The 23,618-nt window shown below is 70.1% G+C and carries 22 protein-coding genes and 4 tRNA genes; 10 read left to right on the top strand and 16 right to left on the bottom strand.

Going from position 1 to position 23,618, the window contains the following annotated elements; genetic code table 11:
• Positions 1-144: 144 nt before the first annotated feature.
• Positions 145-220, bottom strand: a tRNA-Lys gene (locus ACIHAD_RS43335).
• A 49-nt stretch (positions 221-269) separates the two neighbouring features.
• Positions 270-1,424, bottom strand: coding sequence for an acyl-CoA dehydrogenase family protein (locus tag ACIHAD_RS43340; RefSeq protein WP_397360675.1), 1,155 nt, complete (start codon positions 1,422-1,424; stop codon positions 270-272).
• 91 nt (positions 1,425-1,515) lie between these two features.
• Here ACIHAD_RS43340 and ACIHAD_RS43345 point away from each other — a divergent pair, with 91 nt between their 5' ends.
• Positions 1,516-1,809 carry a PspC domain-containing protein gene (locus ACIHAD_RS43345; RefSeq protein ID WP_397360677.1) on the top strand — a complete coding sequence of 98 codons (294 nt, stop codon included), beginning with the start codon at positions 1,516-1,518 and terminating at the stop codon, positions 1,807-1,809.
• Here ACIHAD_RS43345 and ACIHAD_RS43350 read toward each other — a convergent pair whose 3' ends face one another.
• Together ACIHAD_RS43350 and ACIHAD_RS43355 are read right to left on the bottom strand one after the other, a co-directional pair.
• On the bottom strand, positions 1,810-3,096 hold the full coding sequence (locus tag ACIHAD_RS43350) for an MFS transporter (protein WP_397360678.1): 1,287 nt from the start codon (positions 3,094-3,096) through the stop codon (positions 1,810-1,812).
• A 109-nt stretch (positions 3,097-3,205) separates the two neighbouring features.
• A complete protein-coding gene (locus ACIHAD_RS43355) occupies positions 3,206-3,556 on the bottom strand; it encodes a metallopeptidase family protein (RefSeq protein ID WP_397360679.1) in 351 nt (116 codons plus the stop codon).
• A gap of 87 nt (positions 3,557-3,643) precedes the next feature.
• Here ACIHAD_RS43355 and ACIHAD_RS43360 point away from each other — a divergent pair, with 87 nt between their 5' ends.
• The 4 genes from ACIHAD_RS43360 (at position 3,644) to ACIHAD_RS43375 (ending at position 5,470) form a co-directional block, all read left to right on the top strand.
• Positions 3,644-5,149 (top strand): metallophosphoesterase, encoded by a 1,506-nt coding sequence (locus ACIHAD_RS43360; RefSeq protein ID WP_397360680.1) that lies wholly within the window; start codon positions 3,644-3,646, stop codon positions 5,147-5,149.
• Positions 5,150-5,222, top strand: a tRNA-Glu gene (locus tag ACIHAD_RS43365).
• 91 nt (positions 5,223-5,313) lie between these two features.
• Positions 5,314-5,388, top strand: a tRNA-Asp gene (locus ACIHAD_RS43370).
• Between the two features lie 5 nt (positions 5,389-5,393).
• Positions 5,394-5,470 (top strand) — tRNA-Phe (locus tag ACIHAD_RS43375).
• A gap of 224 nt (positions 5,471-5,694) precedes the next feature.
• Here ACIHAD_RS43375 and ACIHAD_RS43380 read toward each other — a convergent pair.
• Both ACIHAD_RS43380 and ACIHAD_RS43385 read right to left on the bottom strand, forming a co-directional pair.
• Positions 5,695-6,747 (bottom strand): hypothetical protein, encoded by a 1,053-nt coding sequence (locus ACIHAD_RS43380; RefSeq protein WP_397360682.1) that lies wholly within the window; start codon positions 6,745-6,747, stop codon positions 5,695-5,697.
• 758 nt (positions 6,748-7,505) lie between these two features.
• On the bottom strand, positions 7,506-8,354 hold the full coding sequence (locus ACIHAD_RS43385) for an isocitrate lyase/phosphoenolpyruvate mutase family protein (RefSeq protein WP_397360683.1): 849 nt from the start codon (positions 8,352-8,354) through the stop codon (positions 7,506-7,508).
• A 141-nt stretch (positions 8,355-8,495) separates the two neighbouring features.
• Between ACIHAD_RS43385 and ACIHAD_RS43390 the strand changes: the two genes are divergently transcribed.
• Both ACIHAD_RS43390 and ACIHAD_RS43395 read left to right on the top strand, forming a co-directional pair.
• Positions 8,496-9,479 (top strand): DUF5937 family protein, encoded by a 984-nt coding sequence (locus tag ACIHAD_RS43390; RefSeq protein ID WP_397360685.1) that lies wholly within the window; start codon positions 8,496-8,498, stop codon positions 9,477-9,479.
• A 351-nt stretch (positions 9,480-9,830) separates the two neighbouring features.
• A complete protein-coding gene (locus ACIHAD_RS43395) occupies positions 9,831-11,900 on the top strand; it encodes a protein kinase (protein ID WP_397360686.1) in 2,070 nt (689 codons plus the stop codon).
• Positions 11,901-12,225: 325 nt separating this feature from the next.
• Here the strand turns inward: ACIHAD_RS43395 and ACIHAD_RS43400 are convergent, their stop codons facing one another.
• From ACIHAD_RS43400 to ACIHAD_RS43430, 7 genes are all read right to left on the bottom strand, one after another.
• Positions 12,226-14,268, bottom strand: coding sequence for a cellulose binding domain-containing protein (locus ACIHAD_RS43400; RefSeq protein WP_397360687.1), 2,043 nt, complete (start codon positions 14,266-14,268; stop codon positions 12,226-12,228).
• A gap of 158 nt (positions 14,269-14,426) precedes the next feature.
• Positions 14,427-15,053: a response regulator gene (locus ACIHAD_RS43405; protein ID WP_397360689.1), complete on the bottom strand. Its 627-nt coding sequence runs from the start codon at positions 15,051-15,053 to the stop codon at positions 14,427-14,429.
• A 3-nt stretch (positions 15,054-15,056) separates the two neighbouring features.
• Positions 15,057-16,241: a sensor histidine kinase gene (locus ACIHAD_RS43410; protein ID WP_397360690.1), complete on the bottom strand. Its 1,185-nt coding sequence runs from the start codon at positions 16,239-16,241 to the stop codon at positions 15,057-15,059.
• Positions 16,238-16,963 (bottom strand): ABC transporter permease, encoded by a 726-nt coding sequence (locus ACIHAD_RS43415; protein WP_397360691.1) that lies wholly within the window; start codon positions 16,961-16,963, stop codon positions 16,238-16,240. The genes ACIHAD_RS43410 and ACIHAD_RS43415 overlap by 4 nt, the downstream gene beginning before the upstream one ends.
• Positions 16,960-17,676, bottom strand: a complete 717-nt coding sequence (locus ACIHAD_RS43420; protein ID WP_397360692.1) for an ABC transporter ATP-binding protein — start codon at positions 17,674-17,676, stop codon at positions 16,960-16,962. The genes ACIHAD_RS43415 and ACIHAD_RS43420 overlap by 4 nt, the downstream gene beginning before the upstream one ends.
• Before the next feature lie 76 nt (positions 17,677-17,752).
• On the bottom strand, positions 17,753-18,220 hold the full coding sequence (locus ACIHAD_RS43425) for a hypothetical protein (protein WP_397360693.1): 468 nt from the start codon (positions 18,218-18,220) through the stop codon (positions 17,753-17,755).
• 79 nt (positions 18,221-18,299) lie between these two features.
• Positions 18,300-19,046 carry a hypothetical protein gene (locus ACIHAD_RS43430; RefSeq protein WP_397360694.1) on the bottom strand — a complete coding sequence of 249 codons (747 nt, stop codon included), beginning with the start codon at positions 19,044-19,046 and terminating at the stop codon, positions 18,300-18,302.
• A 137-nt stretch (positions 19,047-19,183) separates the two neighbouring features.
• Between ACIHAD_RS43430 and ACIHAD_RS43435 the strand changes: the two genes are divergently transcribed.
• Complete coding sequence (locus tag ACIHAD_RS43435; RefSeq protein ID WP_397360695.1) at positions 19,184-20,014, top strand: nucleotidyltransferase family protein; 831 nt, start codon at positions 19,184-19,186, stop codon at positions 20,012-20,014.
• Here ACIHAD_RS43435 and ACIHAD_RS43440 read toward each other — a convergent pair whose 3' ends face one another.
• Positions 20,015-20,503 carry a hypothetical protein gene (locus tag ACIHAD_RS43440; RefSeq protein ID WP_397360696.1) on the bottom strand — a complete coding sequence of 163 codons (489 nt, stop codon included), beginning with the start codon at positions 20,501-20,503 and terminating at the stop codon, positions 20,015-20,017. It abuts the gene before it with no gap.
• A 126-nt stretch (positions 20,504-20,629) separates the two neighbouring features.
• Between ACIHAD_RS43440 and ACIHAD_RS43445 the strand changes: the two genes are divergently transcribed.
• The gene (locus ACIHAD_RS43445) at positions 20,630-21,094 is read left to right on the top strand and encodes a DUF1772 domain-containing protein (RefSeq protein ID WP_397360697.1); all 465 of its coding nucleotides are present in this window, start codon (positions 20,630-20,632) and stop codon (positions 21,092-21,094) included.
• 56 nt (positions 21,095-21,150) lie between these two features.
• Here the strand turns inward: ACIHAD_RS43445 and lpdA are convergent, their stop codons facing one another.
• Both lpdA and ACIHAD_RS43455 read right to left on the bottom strand, forming a co-directional pair.
• Entirely contained in the window at positions 21,151-22,530 is a 1,380-nt protein-coding gene (lpdA, locus tag ACIHAD_RS43450) for a dihydrolipoyl dehydrogenase (protein WP_397360698.1), read from the bottom strand.
• Positions 22,531-22,569: 39 nt separating this feature from the next.
• Positions 22,570-22,944, bottom strand: coding sequence for a tautomerase family protein (locus ACIHAD_RS43455; protein WP_397360699.1), 375 nt, complete (start codon positions 22,942-22,944; stop codon positions 22,570-22,572).
• Between the two features lie 18 nt (positions 22,945-22,962).
• On the opposite strand from ACIHAD_RS43455, the gene ACIHAD_RS43460 reads away from it, so the two are divergent.
• Positions 22,963-23,613, top strand: coding sequence for a response regulator (locus ACIHAD_RS43460; protein ID WP_397360700.1), 651 nt, complete (start codon positions 22,963-22,965; stop codon positions 23,611-23,613).
• Positions 23,614-23,618 lie beyond the last annotated feature (5 nt).

Consider the following 23,618-nt stretch of genomic DNA (forward strand, 5'->3'; position numbering starts at 1 on the left):
GTCCCAGTGGTCCCACCAGGGCTACATCAACAAGATCGGACCAGCTCTCTACGGGCCCATGCCCGCCAGCACTTAAGCCTTTGTCAGCAGGCTCTTAGAAGAGGGGTGAGAACCGAGAAAGCGCAGGTCAGATGGAGTGTGGAGTGGTAGGGCGCCCGGGGCTCGAACCCGGAACCTACGGATTAAAAGTCCGCAGCTCTGCCAATTGAGCTAACGCCCCTCGCACGAGCAAGGGTACAGAGATTACCGCCCCGCCCGCGACGCCTCCATCACCGGTAAGCGGCCAGCCCCGTCAGGGCCTCGCCCAGCACCAGTGTGTGAATCTCCTGGGTCCCCTCGTACGTCAGCACAGACTCCAGATTGTTCATGTGCCTGATCACAGGGTACTCCAGGGTGATCCCGTTTCCCCCCAGGACGGAACGGGCCTGGCGGGCGATGTCCAGGGCGGCTCGTACGTTGGCCAGCTTGCCGAAGCTGATCTGCCGGGGCTCCAGCCGTCCCTCGTCCTTCAGCGCACCCAGGTGCAGGGCCGTGAGCTGGGCCTGGGCGGCGGCGACGTACATCCAGGCCAGTTTCTCCTGGGTGAGCTGGAACGCGCCGATCGGCTTGTCGAACTGCACGCGGGTCTTCGCGTAGTCCACCGCCGACTCCAGGCAGGCGCGGGCGGCCCCGACGACCCCCCACAGGATGCCGAAACGGGCTTCGGACAGGCACGACAGCGGGCCCTTGAGGCCGGTGACCTCGGGCAGCACGGCGGAGGCGGGCAGGCGGAGGTCGTCGAAGTACAGGGACGAGGTGACCGATGCCCTGAGGGACAACTTCTTGTGGATCTCAGGGGCGGAGAAGCCCGGGGTGGAGGTGGGGACGACGAAGCCGCGGATGCCCGCGTCCGTCTGCGCCCACACCACGGCGACGTCGGCGATCGAGCCGTTGGTGATCCACATCTTGGAGCCGTTGAGGATCCAGTCGGATCCGTCCTTCTTGGCGTACGTGCGCATGTTGGCGGGGTCGGACCCGTGGTCCGGCTCGGTCAGGCCGAAGCAGCCGATCGCCGTGCCGGCCGCCATGCGCGGGAGCCATTCCTCTTTCTGCTCGTCGGAGCCGAACCGCCAGATGGGGAACATCGCCAGCGAGCCCTGCACCGACACGAACGAGCGCAGGCCCGAGTCGCCCGCCTCCAGCTCGCGGCAGGCCACGCCGTAGGAGGTCGCGTCGGTGCCGGCGCATCCGTACCCCTCCAGATGCATGCCCAGCAGGCCGAGCGAGCCCAGCTCCGGCGCGAGCTCGCGCGCGGGGAAGACGGCCTCCTCGAACCAGTCGCCCACGTGCGGAAGGACGCGGTCGGAGACGAAGGACCTGACCGTGTCGCGGATCAGCCGCTGGTCGCCGTTGAGTCGGTCGTCGAGGCGCAGCAGGTCGTCCATGGCAGGTCCTCTCCTCGCGTAAGGGGTTACCAGGGTTCTACCAGGGGGAATCCTGATGTGCTAACACCGCCCCCAGGGGCAGTCTTGAGACATGAACGAATTCAGCGAGAACAACGTCAAGAAGCTGCGTCGCACCAACAAGGGCCGGATCATCGCGGGCGTCTGCTCGGGCATCGGTGAGTACGTCGGCATCGACGCCAACCTGATCCGGATTGGCCTCGCCATCGCCACCCTGTTCGGCGGGCTCGGCGTGGGCGTGTACGCGATCGGCTGGCTCCTGATGCCGTCCGAGGAGCGGGACACCTCGATCGTCCAGGACCTGATCAAGCAGCAGCAGCAGCGAAACGCCACCGACTGGACCGGCGAGCACAAGCCCCAGCAGTGATCAGGCCGGCGCCTGGGCGGGCACTTCCTGGGCATTACGGTCGTCCCGGGACTCGGTCCACATCAGGGCGAGCACGGCCGCCGCGATCACTCCGGTGCTGCCGGAGAGCGCGACCACCAGCTCAGGACCGAGTCTCTCCGCCGCGAACCCGCCGACCAGGATCCCCAACCCCTGGACGGCCATCAGCCCCGACTGCACCAGCCCGAACGCCTGGCCACGCCGCTCCGGTGGCACACTCTGGACGAAAGCCGCGTTAGCCGCGAGCTGGTAAGCCCCGCCGATCCCCGACAGGACCCACGCGGCCAGCACCACCGCGAGCGGCGGCCGGAGCGCCGTCACCACCAGAGGCGCGCAGCTCAGCACGGCCATCCACCCCATCAGGTGCAGCCGCCGCGCCGGCGTCACGTACCTGCTGAACAGGAACGCGCCCACCACCGTGCCCGTCGGCATCGCGGCCATCAGCAGACCGGTGATCACGGGCACCGACAGCGTCCCCGTGGCGAGTTCGGCGGCATAGGGCACGGCGATGCCCTCAGGAAGAATGTAGAAGCCGCACAACCACGCGAACAGGACAAGCGTTCGCAGTCTGGGCGAGCCGAAGACCAGCGTGGCTCCCGCCCTGGTCATCGCCCACATGGACGGTTTCGCGTCGTCCTGACCGGCGGCCGGCCGCGCACGTACGCCCGAGACCAGGATCAGGGCCGAGGCGAGGAACGTGGCCGCGTCGAGAGCGAGCGCCCGGTAGGGGCCCAAGGTCGCGATCATCGCTCCGCCCGCAGCGAAACCCAGCATCTGTACGGCCTGGTTCGTCATGTTCTGCAACGCCGAGCCGACGACGTACCGGTCGCCTTCGAGAACTTCGGGCAGCAGCGCCGCGCGCGCGGCCGAGAATGGGGCACTGAGCAGCACCACGAAGAACACCAGCACGCACAACGCCCAGAACGGCATCACCGGCAGCGCCATCGCGGCGACCAGGACCGCGCGGACGACGTCGCAGGTCATCATGACGCCCCGGCGCGCGAACCTGTCGGCCAGCCCGGCCAGCAGCGGCCCCCCGACGATCGACGGAAGGTACGTCAGCGCGTAGACGGCCGCGGTGGCCAGCGGCGATCCGGTACGGGAGTAGACGAGGACGGCGAGCGCGACCTGGGCGAGCTGGTCGCCGAGGAGGGAAAGGCCCTGGCCGTACCACAGTGCCCGGAATTCCCGGATGGCGATGACCTCGCCGTAGGTGGCCTGGTCTGTCTCGGCACGGCGATGCCGTCCCGGTGGCCTACCCGCCCGCATGGCCTCCATTGGACTCCGCTGTGCCTGACTCACCGTGTTCGCTATGTGACCTAAGGTGCCCGATCATGAGGCAAGGCGCAACCCAAAGAAGTCAACGAGAAGCAAAGGGTCACCAGCCCAGTTCGTGCAGTCTGTCATCGCTGATCCCGAAATGGTGCCCCACCTCATGGACAACGGTGATGCGTACCTCGTTAACGACTTCCTCTTCTGTCCTGCATATCTGACATATGGGATTGCGGTAGATCTCGATCCGGTCGGGCAGGACACCTGAGTACCAGTCGCCGCGTTCCGTGAGGGGGATACCGGTGTACAGGCCGAGCAGGTGCGGCTCCGGCGGATCATCGACGACCGTGACGACGACGTTGCTCATGACGCGGGTGAGCTCGGCGGGGATCGTGTCCAAAGCCTGGGCCACGAGTTCCTCGAACTTCTCCCGCGATACCTCGATCACGCATGCCATTCTGCCCTGTCGGTCAGGTATGCAAGAAACTGTATGAAGTTCGCTGACACCTCCAAAGCAGTCATTCGGTCCCGTGCGACGAGGGCCGTGGCGGTGCTCCTGGTGGCCGCCGCGGGCGCCTGGCTGGGCATCTTCCTGAGCGGCACCGTGCACGCCCAGGTCGGCCCGGTCGAGACGGGCATGTCGCTCAGGCCCGCCTGGCGCGGCGAGACGGTCGTCGACGCCAGCCCGCTCGGCACGCTGACCTTCCGCACCCACGACGCCCCGCTCAGACTCCGCATCACCCTGGAGAACATCGACCAGGACCGCGCCAAGGCGCTCATAGAGGACCCCAAACTGGCCGACCGCCTGCCGGGCCTCATCGAGAGCGATCTCCTGGACGGCGTGCGGGCCCTGGCGATCCGCAGCATGCTCTGTGCCGGGGCGGGGGCCCTGATAGCCGTCCTGATGGTCTACAGGCGCCCCAGGACGGCTCTGGTGGGGCTCCTGGCGGCCTCTGTGGGCCTCGCGGGCACCGGCGCGCTGGCCGCGCTCACGTTCCGTCCGAGCTCGCTCGTGGAGCCGCGCTACTCGGGGCTCGTCGCCGCCGCGCCGTCGCTGGTGGGCAGCGCGGAGTCGATCGTGACGAAGTTCGAGTCGTACCGGTCGCAGCTCACCAAGCTCGTCACGAACGTCTCCAAGCTGTACGACACCGTCTCGACCCTGCCCCTGTACGACGCCGACCCCAATTCCATCCGGGTCCTGCACGTCTCGGACATCCACATCAACCCGATCGCCTGGAACGTCATCCGCTCGCTCAAGGACCAGTTCGCCGTCGACATGATCATCGACACCGGCGACATCTCGGACCACGGGACCAAACCGGAGAACAAGTTCGTCGACGAGATCAGCCGCCTCGGGGTGCCGTACGTGTACGTACGGGGCAACCACGACTCCGTGATCACGCAGAAGGCGGTCGAGCGGCAGAAGAACGCCGTCGTCCTGGACGACAGGGTGGAGAAGGTCGCGGGCCTGCGCATCTACGGCCTGGGCGACCCTCGGTTCACCCCCGACAAATCGGTGGCCGTCGACTCCGACCCGGACGCGCTCAAACGGTTCGCCCGCTCACACCTCGCCAAGGTGGACAAGGCGGACGTGGTGGCCGTCCACGACCCCGTCGTCGGCAGGGGGTTCAGCGGGGCCGCGCCCATGATCCTGGCCGGTCACACGCATGACCGCTCGACGTCCATGCTGCCGTCCGGCTCCCGCATGCTCGTCCAGGGCTCGACCGGTGGCGCCGGCCTGCGGGCGCTCGAACACGCCCAGCCCACGCCCGTACAGGCCTCGGTCCTGTACTTCGACCGGGAGACCAGACGCCTGCGTGCCTGGGACGACATCACGCTGGGCGGGCTGGGGGAGCAGTCGGTGTACATCCAGCGTCACGTGGAGGCCGACCCACAACGTATGATTTCTCCGGAGCCAACGAACGCCCCGTCGCCAACGGGAACGATCACTGGCTCCGCGTCACCGACCGCCGGTCAGCCACTTTGGCATCAGGGGCAATCGTCCCCTATGCTTCAGAGGTCTCCGACGGAAGGCGACGGGGAATCCTGAGCCCCCATCGTCTAGCGGCCCAGGACACCGCCCTTTCAAGGCGGCGGCACGGGTTCGAATCCCGTTGGGGGCACTTGCGAGCGCCTGGCGCACCGCGAACCGGCTGGTCGAAAGGCCACCGGAAAGCTGGTAAGCTAAGCGAGCGCAAACAGAAAGAAACGCAAGGTCCTGTAGAGCAGTTTGGAGTGCTCGCCACCCTGTCAAGGTGGAGGTCGCGGGTTCAAGTCCCGTCAGGACCGCTCTGGGTCAGGTAGCTCAGTTGGTACGAGCGTCCGCCTGAAAAGCGGAAGGTCGGCAGTTCGACCCTGCCCCTGACCACCAGCTTTGAACATCAAAAAGCCCCGAACGAATTATCGTTCGGGGCTTTTTGATGTTCGCTGACAGCGACGGCAACGTCGCCTCCGGAACGGGCTCCCCGTGGGGAGATCGAGGACTGATCCGGCTGTCCCGTCCTCCTCGCTGACGCCCTCCGTCTCGCTCGTGTTGTGCGCCGAGATGGATTGTCACCGGCGCTACCAGGGCTCCGGCGCTCTGATGCTGGGCGGTCAGGTCAGCTCGTAGATCAGGAGGGTGCCGTCCACGCGCCGGGCCAGAGTCCATAGCCGGGTGCTGCCCGGTTCCGGGACGATGTCCACGATTCCCGCCAACCCCCCTCCCGCGGGCAGCGTCGATTTGGTCATGCGGCCGCCGCGGAAGTTGAGCACGTACGACTGCGTGTGGGCGGGGTTGGCGGCGACCCACACGCCCCCGACACGGTCCGCGCGGATGGCAGGCAGCCAGGTCTTGGCCAACGGCAGGTTCAGCCACCTCCATGCGGTGCCGTCCCAGCGCACGATCATGCCGCGGTCGGGTACCTCGCACGACCCGGACCGCTCGAAGGCGCCCTGCGTCACCAGCCACACGTCGTCGTGGGCGCGGGCCGCCATGCCGTAGAAGCGGCCGGCGGGGGAAGGGGGGCAGCCAGGCGCGGGAGGCAGGGGAGCGGTGACCCATCCGGAGCCGTTCCGTCGTATCACCGTTGTCGCTCCCGGGGGATGGATCAGTGCCCATGCCTCGCCCCCGTTGGGGGCGGCGACAAGCGAGATCTGGTCAAGGTCGCCGTACGGGCTCGGTTTGGGGACCGGTTTCCACGAGTGGCCGTCCCAATGGCTGAGTCCGGATCCGGAGTAGTCGTCCGGGCCGCCGTGTTCGGAGATCCAGACGTCGTCCTTGGCTCCGACGGCGACGGATCCACGCTCGTACTTGCTGGTCCACGGGCGGGACACCCACTGGCCGCCGGTCAGCTGGAACGGGCGGTCCCCGGAGAACATCCACAGGTCGTCCCCCAAGGGGGAGGCGGCGAACCGCGCGTTGTAGGCGCTGACGCCCTTCGGCAGCACGGTGGTCCGCCAGGAGGCGCCGTCCCAGCGGAGCATCGTCGAACTGGTCTGCTGCCGGTCGTGCTGGAGGAGGGCCCAGGCCTGTCCCTGTCCTGTGGCGCCTATCGTGCCGGTCCATCCCCGCACCGCGTACGTGAGCCGCCACGTGGCCGCCCACGTCGCCTGTACGTCCGCGCCGCAGACCGCGAGCAGGAGGGCGAGGACAGCCGCAAATTTCACGAACGATCACGCTATCTGCCACGAAGGGGGCGTGGCCGGATCTTGGGGACATGATGTAGGAGTACTGCCATCCCCCTTGGCCTTCAGAGGCCGGACTTGCCATGGCTCTTCTTGGTCGTGGCCTGCGGCACGGCACGGCGGGTTCCGTGACGGCAACGCTGACGGCAACGCTGACGGCAACGTCGGCCACCAAGCTCACACGAAGGGCACCGCGGACGGCCGGCTGACTCCACGTAGCGGTTGGGGAGCAGGGTGATTGCTACACCTGAAAAGCGGAAGGTCGGAAGTTCGACCCTGCCCCTGACCACCAGCTTTGAACAGCAAGAAAGCTTCGGAGTGAGCGCGGGATCTCTGCGGGCGAGGTCAGGCGGATCAATTCGGGGCCGTACGCAGATGAACAAGCGTTTGTCGTACGCGTGCACGTCACGTCAGATGATCCATCGGACGTCATTCGCCGTGCGAAGGAAGTCATGACACGCGTCGTTCACCGGCCTGAGCCGTGGCCTGCTGACGACACGTGGCCGGATCTGCTGCCCTCATGGTTCGTGGACCGGCGCGCGCACGTTGAGCGGTGGGAGAAGGTGAGCTTCGCATCAGGCGCGGCGGCCCGAGCGGGGAGGTGGCTTCGTTGACTGTCTGGTTGCGGAGCCGGAGGGGCCGGCAGGATGCCGTGGCCGGCAGGGCCGCTGCTGGGGAGGCGTACTGCGTTTTCGTGGGGTCTTCGGCTGGGGCGTTGAGCTGGCGCACGGGGCGGGGGATCAGGGGTGGAAGAGGGTGTTGAGTTCGGTGAAGTCCAGGGAGTTGGTCAGGGTTTCGTAGGTGCCGGTGGTGAGGAGTTCTTCGGCGGCTCTGCGGGCGGCGGTGTAGGCGGTCTGGGCGAGGGCGGTGCCCAGGCTGATCCGGCGTACGCCTGCCTGGGTGAGTTCGGCGACGGTGGGGCCGCCGGCGACGGCCATCGCGTTGACCGGGAGGGGGGACTCGGCGCAGAGGGTGGCCAGCGCGTCGAGGTCGAGGAGGCCGGGGACGAAGATGCCGTCGGCTCCTGCCTCGGCGTACGCCGCCGTCCGCTTGATCACTTCGTTCAGGCGGTCGGGGGCGGGGCCGATGGCGAAGAGGAAGACGTCGGTGCGGGCGTTGACGAAGAGTTCGGGGAGACCCGCTGTGGCTGCCGCTTCCCGGGCCGCGTGAAGTCTGGCGGTCTGGTCGGTGAGGTCGAACAGCGGGCCGCCGACGGCCTGGGAGTCCTCCAGGTTGACGCCTACCGCGCCGGCCTTCGCCACTGCCTGGATGGTTTGGGCGACGTCCTCGGGGGTGGGGCCGTAGCCGCCTTCGATGTCGACCGTCACGGGTAGGTCGACGGTGTTCACGATGCGTTGGACGGCTTGCAGCATCTCGTCCCGGGTGAGGTGCTGGCCGTCGCCGCGGCCGAGGGACCAGGAGACGCCGCCGCTGGTCGTGGCGATGGCCGAGGCGCCGGCCGCGGCGATCACGGCGGCGCTGGCGGCGTCCCAGGCGTTGGGGAGGAGCAGTACGGAGTCGGTGCTGAGCTTTCTGAACAGATCGGCCTTTTTCGTCGTCGTCGCATCGGTGGAGGGAGAGTTATCCACAGACATGTGCGTGACCGCCTTCGGGGTGTTCGGAGTCGGGCACCATGGCTCGGTGGGTGCCTGCTCGGGGATGTTGCCGGGCGGAGGAGTAGGCGTCCATTGATTAAGCTCTGACCGAATCGTGGAGCCTCTGGAGGCGGCATGAAGGCGCGGCTGGCCTTTTCGGTAGACGATCTGGCCGAGACTCGGTTCGCGGTCTCGTCCATGTGGGAAGTCGTCACGAGTTGCAGGGTGCTGGCCGGGGCTGTGGTGCCGGATCCTCATCGTGGGTGGGCCGAGCAGGTGCGTCCCCGGTTGGCGGCGGCGGGGCTCGATCGTGGGTGGCTGGCCGACATGGTCCGGTCCGGCGGCCATCTTCCGGACTTTCTCAATCCGACGACCGCGTCCCATGAGTTGCCCGACGAGTTGGCGGCCATCGAGGCCACCGGCCCCGAGCAGGTGCGGCGGGACCTTGACCTGTTGTCCGCCGAGAGGGACGGTCGGCTGTCGCCCCGGCTGCGGAACCTTCGTCGCGACCCTCGGGCGTACCTGCCCAAGGTCGTCGCGGAGATCGAGGCCTACTGGGAGCTCGCGATTGCGCCCTACTGGGCGCGCATCCGGTCGGTGCTGGAGGCGGACGTCTTCCATCGGGGGCGACAGGTGGCCGAACGCGGCACGGCCCGGACGCTCGACCGGCTTCACCCCACCGTGCGCTGGGACAGCGGGGGGCTCCAGCTGGTGGAGCGGCACTGTGCCATCACCAGGATCGAGACCGGGGCGGGGCTGCTCCTGGTGCCGTCGGTCTTCGCGTGGCCGCGGGTGCTGACGCGGTCCGTCGCGTCGGAGCCGCCTCAGCTCGCCTATCCGGCGCGTGGGATCGGCGTGCTGTGGGAGTCCCGGAGTCATGCGCCGATGGACGCCCTCGCCGCCGTGATCGGACGATCCCGGGCGTTGATCCTGGCGGAGCTGGATTCGCCCGCGTCCACTACCGAGCTTGCCGAGCGGTCGGGGCTTTCTGCTGCGGGCGTGTCGCAGCATCTCACCGCGCTGCGGGCCGCCGGGCTGACCAGCACCCATCGGGCGGGCCGCACGGTGTTCTACGCCCGTACGGGGCTCGCGGACGCTCTGCTCACGGCTCAGGTGTGAGCTTGGGGGCCTTCTGGGGGCCCTGGTGTGGTTGGAGCGGCTGTTCGCCGCATTGGCGGCGTTGCGGCTGATCGTTGGGCGGGTTGGGTGACAGGCCGGACGGGGGGCTGTTCGGGCCGTATGCTCGCTGCTGAGCTGTCGGGGCGGTTCTGGCCCTGTGAGGCTGCGGCTGGTCGGGCGCGCGTTTGCGCGGCCGGCGGTTGGACCTGGTCAGCCGGGGGTGCGGTGTGAGGCCGCGGGGGCGCTGATCTTTTTTGTCTCGATCATCCTGACTATTGTGATCCCCATTGTTCGGGGGGAAGGCGGGCGATGGACGCGGGTGGGGCCGAGGCGTTTCTGGGCAGCCGGTACGTGCTGCTCGACGAGATCGGCGCCGGGGCGATGGGAACCGTCTGGCGGGCGCGGCACCGGGAGACCGGCGAGACCGTGGCGGTCAAGATGCTGCGCAGCAACCTCGCAGGGGACCAGGACCTGGTGCTGCGGTTCGTGCAGGAACGCAACGTGTTGCGGACCCTTCGCCATCCCAACATCGTCACGATGCGCGACTTCGTCATCGAGGGGGAGCGGCTCGCCCTGGTGATGGACCTCGTCGAGGGTGGGGATCTGCGCGGCCTGCTCCAGCAGCACGGCACGCTGCCGCCGGCCACGGCCGCCGAGCTGATGGCTCAGGTCGCCGAGGCGCTGGGGGCGGCGCACGCGATGGGCGTGGTTCATCGGGACGTCAAGCCGGGGAACGTCCTGATCGACGGGCCTACGGGGCAGGTGCGGCTGACGGACTTCGGGGTTGCGCGGATCGTCCTCGGTCAGGGGCTGACGCAGACCACCTCGATCATCGGGACGCCCGCGTACCTGTCGCCCGAGGTGGCTGACGGTGGCGTGCCTACGGGGGCCGTGGACGTCTATGCGGTCGGGCTGATTCTCTACGAGCTGATGGCCGGGCGTCCGCCGTTCGTCGGTGATCATCCGATGGCTCTGCTCCGGCAGCATGCGATGGCCATGCCTCGGCGGTTGCCCGGGATGCCTGACGCCCTGTGGTCGGTGATCGTGGCGTGCACCGCGAAGGATCCGGCTGGGCGTCCGGCGGCGGGGCAGGTGGCGGTGGCGCTGCGGGAAGCGGTGCCGTCGGTGACCGGGCTGGCTGCCTTACCTCGGGTCGCCAGGGGGGAGGCGCCGTCCGCGACGTCCGAGCCGTTGGCGGTGCCGCCGTCCGGGGGTGCCGGCGCGGGGGGTGTCACCCACAACTCTGGGGCGCTGGGGGTGCCGTCTGGCGATGTGGCTGGGGGCGTTTCTCCGTTCGGGGCGGCTAGGGCTGCTGGGGCGGGTGGTGGTGGTGCTGCTGGGGTGGTTCGGCCGTCCGCGGCGGCTGGGGTGGGTGGCGGGGCGGGCGCGCCGTCGGCGATGTCCCGGGCGGATGGGGATGGCAGTGGGGTGGGCTCGCCCCTCGGGGTTTCCGGCGGGTCTGCTGGTGCTGGGGCGTTGTCGGGGCCGGTTGGCGGTGGGGTCTCGGGGGCGTCCTCAAGTGCCGGGGGCGGGGAGGGGACGGTTCCTTCCGTGGGACGGCCCTCTCCTGAGGTGGGGACGGCGGCTCCGCAGCGGCGGGGGTGGTCTCGTCGGCGGCTGATCGTCATCGCGAGCACCACTACGGTGGTGGTGCTCGCCGCGGCCGCGGTGGCCGTCATGGCGCCATGGCGTACGCCGGGCGCGGGGGCCGTGAACGACGCGGCCGGGCTTCCGGGGTCCAGGTCGGCCGAGGGGGCCGGGACGGTGACACCCGTTCCGTCCGGGACGGGGGAGAAGACGCCTGTCCCGCCCGGGACGGATGAGGAGACGTCCGGTACGGAGGAGGAACCGCTCAAGTCGTCGCCGAAGAAGACGCCGAAGGAGCCGGTTCGCACGCCGGGAACGGGCGACTCGGAACGGACGGCGGCGCCCAGCGCGACTACGGAACCCTCGACGAGCCGTACGGCCGATCCCCGCCGGTCACCGACGGGGCGTAAGACGGAGGCCGCGCACACCGTGGATCCCGGTACGGACGGGGACAGCGCTCCGCCGCGCAGCTCCCAGCCGGACTGGAAGTGCCGTTCGTGGGTTTCCACGGGCAACGGATCGGGTGTGGAGATGTCGCCCTGCATGGCCATGGTGGGCGATGTCTTCTATCTGATGGGACGAATCAGAGGGGCGAGTTCGGTTCGCTCGGATGTGCACGTCCAGCTCTACAACACCGATGCGGATCAGAACGTCTCTCAGCCGTTCGTCTGCTCCGGGGTGTCCCCGCGCAATGACGGGGAGGTCGTCACCTGCGGGCCGTTCACCACTACGGCGGCGCCGATCCGGGCCAAGCACGACGTACGGCAGCGGTGGCGGCGATCGGGGGCGGCGGCGTTCGGGGGCGGGGCCGAGAGTCCCTGGATGCTCTGGTGACGGCTGGCACGTCGGCCTGAACCCCGGAAGGGCCGTCCGGTGAGGAACGGCCCTTCGCGGCGCTCGCGACCCGCTCGTGCATCCGCGGTCACGCGTGGGGCGCGGGATGGGGGGCGCGCGTCTGCGGTCACGATCCGGCTCGCGGGTTGGGGGCGTACGTCTGTGCAGGGGTGCGGCTCGCGGGTTGGGGCGTGCGTCTGTGTAGGGGTGCGGCTTCTGTGTGGGGCTCATGGTCAGGTTCGGCGGGGTGGTCCAGGGGGCGGTTGAGGGCCCGGGGCGGCTTCCGTGGGGGCGGACCGCGCAGTGCGTGCGGGGTGGGAGGGGGTCAGGGGGTGGTGGCGCAAATGGTGCCGTTGAGGGTGAAGGTGGTGGGGAGGAGGTTCGGGCCGGTGTAGTTGCCGACGAATCCGATCGTGGTCGAGGCGCCTGTGGCCAGGGAGGCGTTGCCGGGTTCGCTGACGGCCTTGACGTTCGAGCCCGTCTCGGTCCAGGTGGCGCTCCAGCCGCTGCCCAAGCTCTGCCAGGGCCTCGGCCAGGTGAAGCTCAGGGTCCAGCCGTTGACCGGGGCGCCGTTGTTGGTGATCTCGATGGCGCCGACGTAGCCGCTGGCCCAGTCGGTCTGGTTGGTGAGGCGGACGGCACAGGCGCTGGTGGCGGGGGTGCCTGTGGTGAAGGTCAGGGGCGGGGAGGCCCAGGAGACGCCGCCGCCGCTGTCGCGGGCGATCACGTTGACCGTGTAGATGGTGCCGGGCCTGAGGTTGCCCACCGTGTAGGAGGTGCCGGCGGTCTCGCCGAGTTGCTCGCTGACGACGCCGTTCTGGCGGTGGAGTTCGTACTTGGCGATCGGACGGGCGCCGGGGGAGGCGGCGGGCCAGGAGATGGTGGCGGCTCTGTCGGTGACGTTCGAGGCCGTGGGACGGCCGGGCGCGCCGGGGAGGCCGGTCTGCGGCGCGGCGGGGTGCAGGACGACGGTGGTCAGGGAGAGCGGGGGCAGCGTCTGGCCGGTGGCGGTGCCGGTGGTCGCGGTGGTGATGGCGGTCGCGCCGTTCGTGTGGGTCAGTACGGTGGGCGCGCCCGCGGCCGGCGTGAAGCCCGCGTAGTCCACGGCGACGGGGTAGGACGTGTCCGGCGAGGTGTTGATCAGCATGACCGCGAGGTCGCCGTTGGGCCGCCGGACGGCGTGCGCGCTGACCTTCGGCTGGTCGGTCGCCGCCCTGACGAACTGGTCCCCGGTCCGGGCGAACCTGCTGACCATCTGCAGCGCGTGGTACGGCGCGAAGGGCGTGTTCAGCGGCGGCTCGCACACCCCGGACGAGTTGCAGACCCCGCTGGACAGCAGCCCGAAGTCACCGTAGTCGGTGTGCCCTTCGACCTCGGTGACGTTGCCGATGCCGTTGTGCACGTTCCACCAGTCGACGGTGAACACGCCGTTCGCCAGCAGGCTCGCGTAGGCGTCGGCGGCGGCCAGGGCGCCGGGCTGGGTGTTCGTGCCGTTGCTGCTGGAGCCGGTGTTGAACTCGGTCATCGCGATGCCGATCCGGTCCGAGCCGGGCCCGGCGTACGCGGCGATCTGTCGCCGGGTGAGCTGGATCATGTCCGGGACCTGGCCGGCCCGGTCGAGGGCGCCGGGGTACCAGTGCAGGATCACGAAGTCGATCTTCGGCCCGGCCAGGGACAGGACGACCTTGTTCCAGCTCCCGTCGTCGCCTTCGGCGGTGATGGCGTCGGGCCAGTTGGCGGGGGTGGTCAGCACCGCGCCGATCTTGATGGACGGGTCGGCCGCCTTCATGGCGTCGGCGTAGGCGACGACGTGGCGCGCGTACTCGGCGGGGCTCTTGTCGGTGTGGTCGTCGGCCTCCCAGGCGCTGCCGTAGTGGCCGTTGCCGTAGTTCTCGTTGCCGATCTCCCAGTACTTGACGCCGTAGCCCTTGGTGACGTTGGCGTGCCGGACCCAGGCGGCCGCCTCCTCGGCGGTGCCGGTGCCGTAGTTGGCGGTCACCATGGCCTGCGCGCCGGTACGCCGTACGCCGCGCATGAAGGTGTCGAAGTCGGTGTTCGGGGCGACGTACCCGCCGGGGGCGGTGTGGTCGGCCCAGTGGTAGATGTCGGAGTAGGAGCCGCCGGGGTAGCGCAGCAGCTTGACGCCCGCGTCCTTGAGGAGGTCGGCGGTCTGGTCGGTGCCCAGGTTCGCGTCCCAGATCGCATGGTTGGAACCGATGCCGGTCTCGGGGACGGTGGCCAGGGCGGCGCGGGCGTTGACGGTCACCGCGACGGGGGTGACGTCGTCGGCGTGCGCCGGGGGAGCGATCAGCGCGGTCAGGGTCAGGAGGGCCGCGGTCGCGGCCCTGGGCAGGGTCATGCCAGGCATCGGGGTACCTCGCCGTGGGAAGGAAGCCGTGGGAAGCCGTGGGAAGCCGTGGGTAGCGGTATGACTCGACGCCCCCTCCTGACCAGGAGGCAAGCATGATCATGCGGCGTGCGGTCCGGCCCGTCAATCGGCGCTGAAACTTTCACGGGTGACGCCGGTCAGGCGGGCTTGAGCAGGCCCCTGTCGTACGCCGCCGCGACGGCCGCCGCCCGGTCCTTGACCTCCAGCTTGGCGAAGACGTGCAGCAGGTGGGTCTTCACCGTGGCCTCCGTGACGAACAACCTCCTGGCCACCTCGCGGTTGGTCGCGCCGCGGGCGATGAGACCGAGCACTTCGAGCTCCCGCGGGCTCAGCGTGCGCTGCTCCGGCGCGTGCGCGCGCCGCGTGAGCACCCCGGCCACGGCCGGCGACAGCACGGTCTCGCCGCGGGCCGCCGCCAGCACGGCCTGCCGCAGCTCGGCGCGTGGCGTGTCCTTGAGCAGGTAGCCGGTGGCGCCCTCCTCGATCGCGGGCACCACGTCGGCGTCGTCGCCGAAGGTGGTCAGCACGAGCACGTGCGTGCCGGGGCACTGCCCGCGCAGCCGGCGGATGAGCTCGGCGCCGCTCGTCCCGGGCATGCGCAGGTCGAGGAGCACGACGTCGGGGCCGGTGCGCAGGGCCACCGCGAGCGCCTCGGCGCCGTCGGCGGCCTCGCCGACCACCTCGAAGCCGTCGGTCTCGAAGATTCCGCGCAGCCCGTCGCGGACCACGGGATGGTCGTCGACGATGATCAGGCGTACGGGCATGGCTCACGTTCCCGGGTCGGCGGGGATGGCCGGAACGGTAGCGGAAATGGCCGTGCCCTGGCCAGGGGCGCTCTCGACGGCGAGGCTGCCGGCCAGGCGGGTGACCCGCTGTCGCATGGCCACCAGCCCGAAGCCGCCGCCGGACCCGGGGGTGAAGCCGGTGCCGTGGGTGAAGCCGGACCCGTCGTCGCGGACGTCGAGCGCCACCACGTCCTCCATGTACGACAGCGTGATCCCCACCCGGGCGGCCCGCGCGTGCTTGCCCACGTTGGCCAGCGCCTCCTGGGCCACCCGCAGCAACGTGCTCTCCACCTCGGTGTGCAGCGGCCGGGCGTCGCCCGTGACCGACACCGGGGCCGGCACCCCTGAGGCCCGCGACCAGGCCGCCGCCACCTCCGACAGGGCGGTCCCGAGCTGCGCCGTCGCGGCCAGCGGCGCCGGGCGCAGGGCCTGGACCGAGCGGCGGGCCTCGGTCAGGCTCTCCCTGGCCAGCTCGCGTACGGTCGCCAGCCGCGCGCGCACCGCCGGCGCCTCTCCGACGGCCTCGTCGGCGGCCTCCAGCTGGGTGAGGATGCCGGTCAGCCCCTGGGCCACGGTGTCGTGGATCTCCCTGGCCAGCCGCTGCCGCTCGCCGAGCACGCCCGCCTCGCGGGCCTGGACCAGGAGCCGGGCCTGGAGATCGGCATTCTCCTCGGCGAGCGCGGCCAGCCGGGCGCTCTTCTCCTTGAGCTGCGCGTTCTGCTCGGAGACGGTCTGGAAGACCAGCCCGGTCATGGACGCCACCAGCACCCCGACCACGAAGGAGGCCAGCAGCTCGACCGGGGTGCGACCGGCCGGCGGACGGGCGGCGACCAGCGTCCCGACCGTCACCGCCACCCCCGCGTACGCCCACAACCCCGGCAGCAGCGCGAAGCACTGGACGAACACCCCCACCCCGGTCACGGTGAAGACCGTGTCGATCCGCACCAGCGCCACGACCACCGCCAGCAGCACCACGAAGTACCCGGCCACCACCCACGCCCGCGCGGTCCAGCCGGGACGGAAGGCCACCACGAACCAGTGCCAGGCCGCCGCGAACAGCGCCAGGGCCAGCACCTCCACCCGCCACGTCCGCAGCAGCGAGAACAGCGCGGGAAGCAGGACCAGCAGGTACGGCAGGGCCGCGGTCGCCCGCTCCCACCGGCTCACCACCGCAGGGCCTTCACCGCGACGCCGCCCGCGACCGCGCAGACCGCCACCATGATCCCGAGGGCGAGCGGCGGAAGCGCGCCGGTCGACCAGCCGTCGCGGACCGCCTGGACCGCGGGGGCCATGGGCGTCAGGTCCCCGATCGCCCGCATCGACCCCGACATGGTCTCGCGCGGGATCACCGCGCCGGACAGGAACACCATCGGGAAGAACAGGGCGAGCCCGATCACCGTCGCCGCCCGGCCGCTGGGGGCCAGCGCGCCCAGCAGCAGTCCGACGGCGCCGAGGCTGAGCGCGCCGAGCAGCCAGGCCACGAGCACACCGGGAATGCTCGCGGGCGCGCTCAGCCCGTAGCCGGCCACGCCCAGGACGACCAGCAGCACGCTCCCGAGGACGGCCAGCAGCATGTGCGCGGCCCACTGGGCGCCGCACAGCATGAACGGCGTGGCGGGGGTGGCCCGCAGCCGCTTGAGCACCTGCCGCTCCCGGTACTGGGCCAGCGTGGCGGGCAGGACGACCAGCGCGGCCAGCCCGACGACGAAGACGGTCAGCATCGGCACGGTGGCGTCGACGAGCCGCTCACCGCCGGGCAGCGGCCGGTCGCCGCCGCGCAGCTTGACCCAGAGCATGACCAGCGGGAAGGCCAGTGCGAAGTAGGCCGACATCGGGTCGCGCAACCCCAGCCTGAGCTCGACGGCGATGACTCTCGTGAGGCCTTTCATGCCTGGGCCCTCCCGGTCAGCGTGAAGTAGGCGTCCTCCAGGGAGGCGGCTCGCGCCTCGCCGATCAGCTCGCGCGGGCTGCCCTCGGCCACGACCCGGCCGCGGTCGATGACGGCGATCCGGTCGCACAGCGCCTCGGCCTCGTCCATGAAGTGGGTGACCAGGACGACGGTGATCCCGCGGTCGCGCATGGTCCTGATCAGGCCCCAGGTGGTGCGGCGGGCGTCGGGGTCGAGGCCGGTGGTCAGCTCGTCGAGCAGGACCACCTCGGGGTCGCCGACCAGGGCCAGCGCGATGAACAGGCGCTGCTTCCAGCCGCCGGACAGGCCGCCGAAGCGGGCGTCCTTCCTGTCGGTCAGGCCCCATTCGTCCATGATGGCCCGCCAGTCGGCCGGGTGGTCGTACAGGGAGGCGTAGAGCCGCAGGGCCTCGCCGACCTTGATGCCGTCGGGGAGGGCGGCCTCCTGTAACTGGGCGCCGACGCGCTGGAGCAGCGCGCGCCGGTCGCCCTGCGGGTCGAGGCCCAGCACGCGGACGCTGCCGCCGTCGGGACGCCGCAGCCCGGACACGCACTCCACGACCGTCGTCTTGCCCGCACCGTTGGGCCCGGCGAGCCCGAAGATCTCGCCGCGTTCCACGGTCAGGGAGACGCCGTCGAGCGCCCGGGTGGTTCGGTAGTTCTTGCGCAGGTCGTCGATCTCGATGACTGTCATGATCCGAGCATCACGGCAGAGCGGCGTCCCGCCCATCCACCGATCGGTGGATGGGCGGGACGCCGCCGCCGGTGCGTCACTTGGACAGGTAGAGGGTCTTCCAGGTGCCCGCGTACAGGCAGTTCAGGGACGGCTTGGAGCCCCTGCCCTCGGCGCAGACCTTCAGCTCGACCTGGTAGACGTCGCGGTACTCGAAGGAGAACCGCTTGGCCGAGCCGTAGGAGCAGTTCCGCACGCTGCGCTCCTTGAAGGGCAGGTTGCTCCCGTCGCGGTACGTGATCCGGAACACCGCCCAGCCGCAGGACGAGTCCTTGCGGGTCTGGTCGGTCAGCTTGCCGGAGATCCGCACCGCGTCGGCGGTCGGCAGGTCGGCGTGGTCCTCGCCGGTCGCGCTCAGCGAGCCGGTCGCCTTGGCGGCGTGCCCGGGGGCGTAGTAGGGCCCCCACTGAGCCGCCGAGGCGGCCTGGGCGGGGGAGGAGGCGAGCGCGACCAGGGTGGCGGCGGCGACACCGGTCAGTACGGCGGCGGTACGGGAGGTGGTCATCGAGGGGGTCCTTCCGCTCGGGGGATGACCACACGGTGCATTAGGCCGATTTCAACCGGCTTGCGGGCCCGCTTGCAAACTAGTTGTATTTGTACTGCCTCGTCGCGACCCGATGAGAGCCGTTGTGGACCGAGGCGCGGTACATGCTGATCGACTTGTCGCCGTGCTCGGCCTTGCCGCAGGTGTTGAGCCCGGCGAGCTGGTGGATCTCGTACCGGGCGGTCGGGTCGCCGGCCACGAAGTACTCGGCGCGCGCCTGGTACTCGTCGGCCCTGGTGTCGCAGGCGAAGACGTACGTGCCGCGCTCGTGGAAGCACACGCTCGCCCCGCCCTTGGTGGACGAGCACAACTCCGAACGGGCCCGCGCGGCGGCCGGGGTGACGCGGGTGTCGCGCTTGACCGGGTACTTGGTGAGGTTGCGGACCGTCTTCCAGCGGCCCACCTTGACGCGGTGGTTGCCCTCGTACACGGCGGCCCGGAACGTCACGGTCCTGCCGATCTCCCGGTTGCCCCGGATCTCGCCCTTGCCGCCCAGGTTGTGGATGACGTACTTGGTGCCGAGGTATTCGTTCAGGTGGTACTCGACGGCGGCGTGCAGCTTGTCGTTGCGCGTGTCCTCGACCCAGATGCCCGGCCGGTCGCTGCCGTCCGGGCCCACGCACACCTCGGCGCCCTTGACCCGCATGCAGGTGGGCTCGGCGGCGGTGTCAGGGGTGGTCAGAGCGGTGCTGGTCACGGGGGCCGGCTCCTGGGCGGCGGCCGGGCGGGCCTCGCCGTGGGCCACGGCCCCTTCCGTGGTGAGCAGGGCGGCCGTCATCACGACCATGGCTACGAGTTTGCGACCTAAGGCCACTTCGGTCTCTCCAGTCTCATGGGGTCACACACTGGGCGGTGCATGAGTGAGACGCGGAAGATGTCGAAGTAGTTCGGAAATATGCGATTGGGCCTTGTTAGGGTGGGCGAATGGCGGACGAGATGCGTGACGAGCGGCTGCGGGAGATCGCCGGAAGGCTGGCCGAGGTGCCCGGCGTGGTGGCCGTCGCGCTCGGCGGGAGCCGGGCTCGCGGCACCCACCGGCCCGACTCCGACATCGACCTCGGCCTGTACTACCGGGGGCGGCTCGCCGTCGGCGACCTGCGCGCACTGGCCCTGGAGATGACCGGCGAGCCGACCGACGTGACCGAGCCCGGCGGCTGGGGCCCGTGGGTCGACGGCGGCGGCTGGCTCACCCTCGACGGCTGGCGGGTCGACTGGATCTACCGCGACCTCGACCGCGTGCGCCGCGTCTGGCACGACTGCCGCGCCGGCCGGTACGAGCTCGGCGTCCAGCCGGGACACCCGCTGGGCTTCTACTCCCACGCCTACGCGGGCGAGGTGGCGCTGTGCAAGGTGCTCGCCGATCCGTCCGGCGAGCTGGCGGCCCTGCGCGCCGAGACGGCCGAATACCCGCCCGCGCTGCGCGAGGCGCTGGTCCAGGGGCTGTGGGAGGCCGACTTCTCGCTGACGATCGCCAAGTACGGCGCCGCCGGCCAGGACCCCGCGTACGCGGCCGGGGCGCTGTTCCGCGCGATCGGCGTCGCCTGTCACGCCCTGCACGCGGCCGACGGGGCCTGGCTGATCAACGAGAAGGGCATGGTCGCAGCCGCCGACCGGCTGCCCTCGGCGCCCGCCGGGTTCGGCGAGCGGGCCCAGGCGCTGTTCGCGTCCGTCGGCGGCACGCGGGAGGAGGTCACCCGTACGGTGGCCGCCGCCGAACGGCTCGTCGCCGACGTACGGGCCGCCTGCGGGGTGTGATCAGGCGTTCTCCTTGGCCCGGGCGGGGGCCAGGGTGGTCAGCAGCAACAGAAGCGCGCTCTGGGCGAGCATGCCGGGCGCGAGCGGCGGGGCCGGGCCGACGGACTTGGTCAGCGCGTACCACCATTGGGTGAGCGGCGAGAGGGTCTGCCAGGTGTCGGCGTATCGCGGGTCGAAGGCGCCCATGTCATGGTTGGCCGAGATGTGCGCGTACACGCCGTAGGCGGAGGCGAGCAGCACCACCAGCGCGACCCCGCGGACGACCTTGCGCGTGAGGGGCGAGGCGTCCAGGGCGAGCAGGACGAGCGCGGCCCCGAGCGCCAGCAGCGCCACCCAGGGGACGAACTGCTGCCAGGACTGCCAGTGGCGCTCGAAGGCCAGCTCCAGGGCGGCGCCCAGGATGCCCAGCGCGACCAGCCCGAAGAGCCCCAGACGTACCGTGACGGCGCCGAGCCGTGCGATCTGAGTTTGCGCGTTCGTTGGAGGCACGGGCACCACGCTGCGCTCCCGGTCTCAGAGACACCTCAGGAATATATGAACGTTCAATGAGAATCGCCGATGAGGGCGGATGGGCCGTCGTTTCCGGACAACTGCGACTTAAGGGATCATAGGGACGTGAGCGTAGTCGCGGTGTTCCTCCCGGTGCTCGCCATGGTCCTGAACGGGCTGATGGCGGGCGTGTTCTTCGCCTTCTCCACCTCGGTCGTGCCGGGCCTGGACGCCCTGGGGGAGGACGGCGCGGCGGAGGCCATGCGCAGCATGAACAGGAAGATCCTGAACCCGGCGTTCCTGTCGACGTTCACGCTCGCGCCCGTGGCCTCGCTGCTCGCCGGCGTGGTCCTGCTGATCGGCGGGGACGGCGGGCCGGCGGTCCTGGCCTTCGCGGCGGCCGCCGTCTGCTTCCTGGGCTCGATCGTCGTCACGGCCACGGTCAACGTGCCGATGAACAACGCCATCGAGGCGGGCGAGCTGGCGTGGAAGGCGTACGCGCCGCGCTGGACCCGGTGGAACACCTTGCGTGGATGGGCCTCGGCGCTGGCCGTGGCGCTGCTGGGCGTGGCCCTGTACGTCTGGAGCTGAACCGGCCGGATGCATCCCGATGGACGGGCACCGGGATGCGCATCCGCGCGACGGGATCACATGTTGATCATGTGGCCCGCGAGGCCGTGGATCGCCTCCTTGACCGCTTCGCCGAGCGTCGGGTGCGCGTGCACGTTGCGCGCGACCTCGTGCACGGTGAGGTCCCACTGCTGGGCCAGCGTGAGCTCGGGCAGCAGCTCGGTGACCTCGGGGCCGATCAGGTGGGCGCCGAGCAGCTCGCCGTGGGTGTTGTCACTGATGATCTTGACGAACCCGGCCGTGTCGCCGAGGCCGTGGGCCTTGCCGTTGGCCGTGAAGGGGAACTTGGCCACCTTGACGTCGTAGCCCAGGTCGCGGGCCTGCGCCTCGGTGTAGCCGAAGCTGGCCACCTGCGGCTGGCAGTACGTGGCCCGCGGGATCATCACGTAGTCGAGCTCCATGGTCTCGGCGTCGCCGATGGTCTCGGCGGCGATGATGCCCATCGACTCGGCGGCGTGGGCCAGCATGAGCTTGGCGGTGACGTCGCCGATGGCGAAGATGTGCGGCACGTTCGTGCGGCAGCGGCCGTCGACGGCGATCGCGCCGCGCTCGGTGAGCTGCACGCCGGTCTTCTCCAGGCCGTAGCCGTCGACGCGCGGCTGGAACCCGATGGCCTGCATGACCTTGTCGGCCTCCAGCACCTGGGTCTGGCCGTCGCGGGTGACGGTGACCTTGACCGAGGCGCCGGTGTCCTCGATGCCGTCGACGCGGGTCGAGGTCAGCACCTCGATGCCGAGCCGCTTGTAGCGCTTGGCCAGCTCGGCCGAGACCTCTTCGTCCTCCAGCGGCACGACCCGGTCGAGGAACTCCACGATCGTGACCTTGACGCCGTAGTTGTGCAGCACGTACGCGAACTCCACGCCGATCGCGCCCGCGCCCGCGATGATGATGCTGCGCGGCAGGTCCTCGGTGAGGATCTGCTCCTCGTACGTCACCACCCGCTGCGACAACTGCGTGCCCGGGATCAGCCTGGTGGTCGCCCCGGCCGCGATGATGCAGTGGTCGAACGTGATCGTCTCGTCGTTGACCCGCAGCGTGTTGGCGTCGAGGAAGGTGCCACGCCCGTCGTACTCGGTGATGGCGTTCTTCTTCATCAGGTAGTGAACGCCCTTGACCCGGCCGTCGGCCACCTTGCGGCTGCGCTGGAAGGCCGCGCCGTAGTCGAAGCTCACCTCGCCGCTGATGCCGAACGTCTTGGCCTCGTTGTGGAAGATGTGGGCCAGCTCGGCGTTGCGCAGCAGCGCCTTGGACGGGATGCAGCCCACGTTCAGGCAGACGCCACCCCAGTACTTCTCCTCGATGACCGCGGTACGCAGCCCGAGCTGGGCGGCGCGGACGGCGGCCGTGTATCCTCCCGGACCCGCGCCGAGAACGACGACGTCATAGTGAGTGCTCATGACTCGGACCATACCGCCCGCCCCAGGCCACCCTTGACGCTAGACCTCCACCTTGTACGACAGCGTCAGCTCGTCGGCCGGAACCCCCCGGATCCCCCAGTTCACCTTGGGCATCTCGATGATCGTGATCTCCACGTCCTCGGGGTCGAATCCTGACTTTTCGTAGATCGCCCGGATCAATGCCCGCTTGGCGTCGTCGCTGCGTCCCGTGAAGCACACGACCTCGATGATCAGGTAGTCAGCGCTTCGCTGAGGGCAGACGAAGTCGTCGGCGTCCAGCAGCAGGAACCGGTGGAACCGCTTCTCCTCGGGCACGCCCCACGCGCTCACCAGGCACGACTGCAGCAGATCGGAGATCTCCCGCTGCCGTCCGCCCCACACGTCACGCCGCCCGTAAACCTTCACTTGTGCCATGTCGGCAATATAGAGGGCGTGATCCGCGTACTTCTCGCCGACGACGAGGCCATGATCCGTGCCGGGGTCAGGGCGATCCTCGACTCCGACCCGTCCCTGGAGGTGGTCGCCGAGGCCGGCGACGGCAGACAGGCCGTCGACCTGGCCATCGGCCACCGTCCCGACGTCGCGCTGCTCGACATCCGCATGCCGCTGCTCGACGGCCTGGCCGCCGCGGCCGAGCTGCGCCGCGTCGCGCCCGACACGGCGGTGGTGATGTTGACCACGTTCGGCGAGGACGACTACATCGCCAGGGCGCTGGAGGTGGGGGCCGCCGGGTTCCTGCTCAAGTCCGGCGACCCACGCGAGCTGATCGCCGGGATCCACGCGGTCGCCGACGGCGCCGCGTACCTGTCGCCCAAGGTGGCCCAGCGCGTGATCGCCCAGCTCGCCGGCGGCAGGATGGCGCGCGAGGCCCAGGCGCGCGACCGCGTCGGCGGCCTCACCGACCGCGAGCGGGAGGTTCTCGCCCTGCTCGGCGCGGGCCTGTCGAACGCGGAGATCGCCAAGCGGCTGCACATCGTGGAGGGCACGGTGAAGGCGTACGTGAGCACGATCCTGACCCGGCTCGACGTGCGCAACCGCGTCCAGGCCGCGATCATCGCCCACGAGGCGGGATTGGTAGCCTGACCCGT

This window comes from Nonomuraea sp. NPDC052265 (genome assembly GCF_044547985.1).
Classification (GTDB): domain Bacteria; phylum Actinomycetota; class Actinomycetes; order Streptosporangiales; family Streptosporangiaceae; genus Nonomuraea.

Bases quoted from the DNA above. Each gene is read 5' to 3' on its own strand.
- ACIHAD_RS43340 (WP_397360675.1), bottom strand. From the start codon at position 1,424: ATGGACGACCTGCTGCGCCTCGACGACCGACTCAACGGCGACCAGCGG.
- ACIHAD_RS43345 (WP_397360677.1), top strand. From the start codon at position 1,516: ATGAACGAATTCAGCGAGAACAACGTCAAGAAGCTGCGTCGCACCAAC.
- ACIHAD_RS43350 (WP_397360678.1), bottom strand. From the start codon at position 3,096: ATGCGGGCGGGTAGGCCACCGGGACGGCATCGCCGTGCCGAGACAGAC.
- ACIHAD_RS43355 (WP_397360679.1), bottom strand. From the start codon at position 3,556: ATGGCATGCGTGATCGAGGTATCGCGGGAGAAGTTCGAGGAACTCGTG.
- ACIHAD_RS43390 (WP_397360685.1), top strand. From the start codon at position 8,496: ATGAAGGCGCGGCTGGCCTTTTCGGTAGACGATCTGGCCGAGACTCGG.
- ACIHAD_RS43400 (WP_397360687.1), bottom strand. From the start codon at position 14,268: ATGCCTGGCATGACCCTGCCCAGGGCCGCGACCGCGGCCCTCCTGACC.
- ACIHAD_RS43405 (WP_397360689.1), bottom strand. From the start codon at position 15,053: ATGCCCGTACGCCTGATCATCGTCGACGACCATCCCGTGGTCCGCGAC.
- ACIHAD_RS43415 (WP_397360691.1), bottom strand. From the start codon at position 16,963: ATGAAAGGCCTCACGAGAGTCATCGCCGTCGAGCTCAGGCTGGGGTTG.
- ACIHAD_RS43420 (WP_397360692.1), bottom strand. From the start codon at position 17,676: ATGACAGTCATCGAGATCGACGACCTGCGCAAGAACTACCGAACCACC.
- ACIHAD_RS43425 (WP_397360693.1), bottom strand. From the start codon at position 18,220: ATGACCACCTCCCGTACCGCCGCCGTACTGACCGGTGTCGCCGCCGCC.
- ACIHAD_RS43430 (WP_397360694.1), bottom strand. From the start codon at position 19,046: ATGGTCGTGATGACGGCCGCCCTGCTCACCACGGAAGGGGCCGTGGCC.
- ACIHAD_RS43435 (WP_397360695.1), top strand. From the start codon at position 19,184: ATGGCGGACGAGATGCGTGACGAGCGGCTGCGGGAGATCGCCGGAAGG.
- lpdA (WP_397360698.1), bottom strand. From the start codon at position 22,530: ATGAGCACTCACTATGACGTCGTCGTTCTCGGCGCGGGTCCGGGAGGA.
- ACIHAD_RS43455 (WP_397360699.1), bottom strand. From the start codon at position 22,944: ATGGCACAAGTGAAGGTTTACGGGCGGCGTGACGTGTGGGGCGGACGG.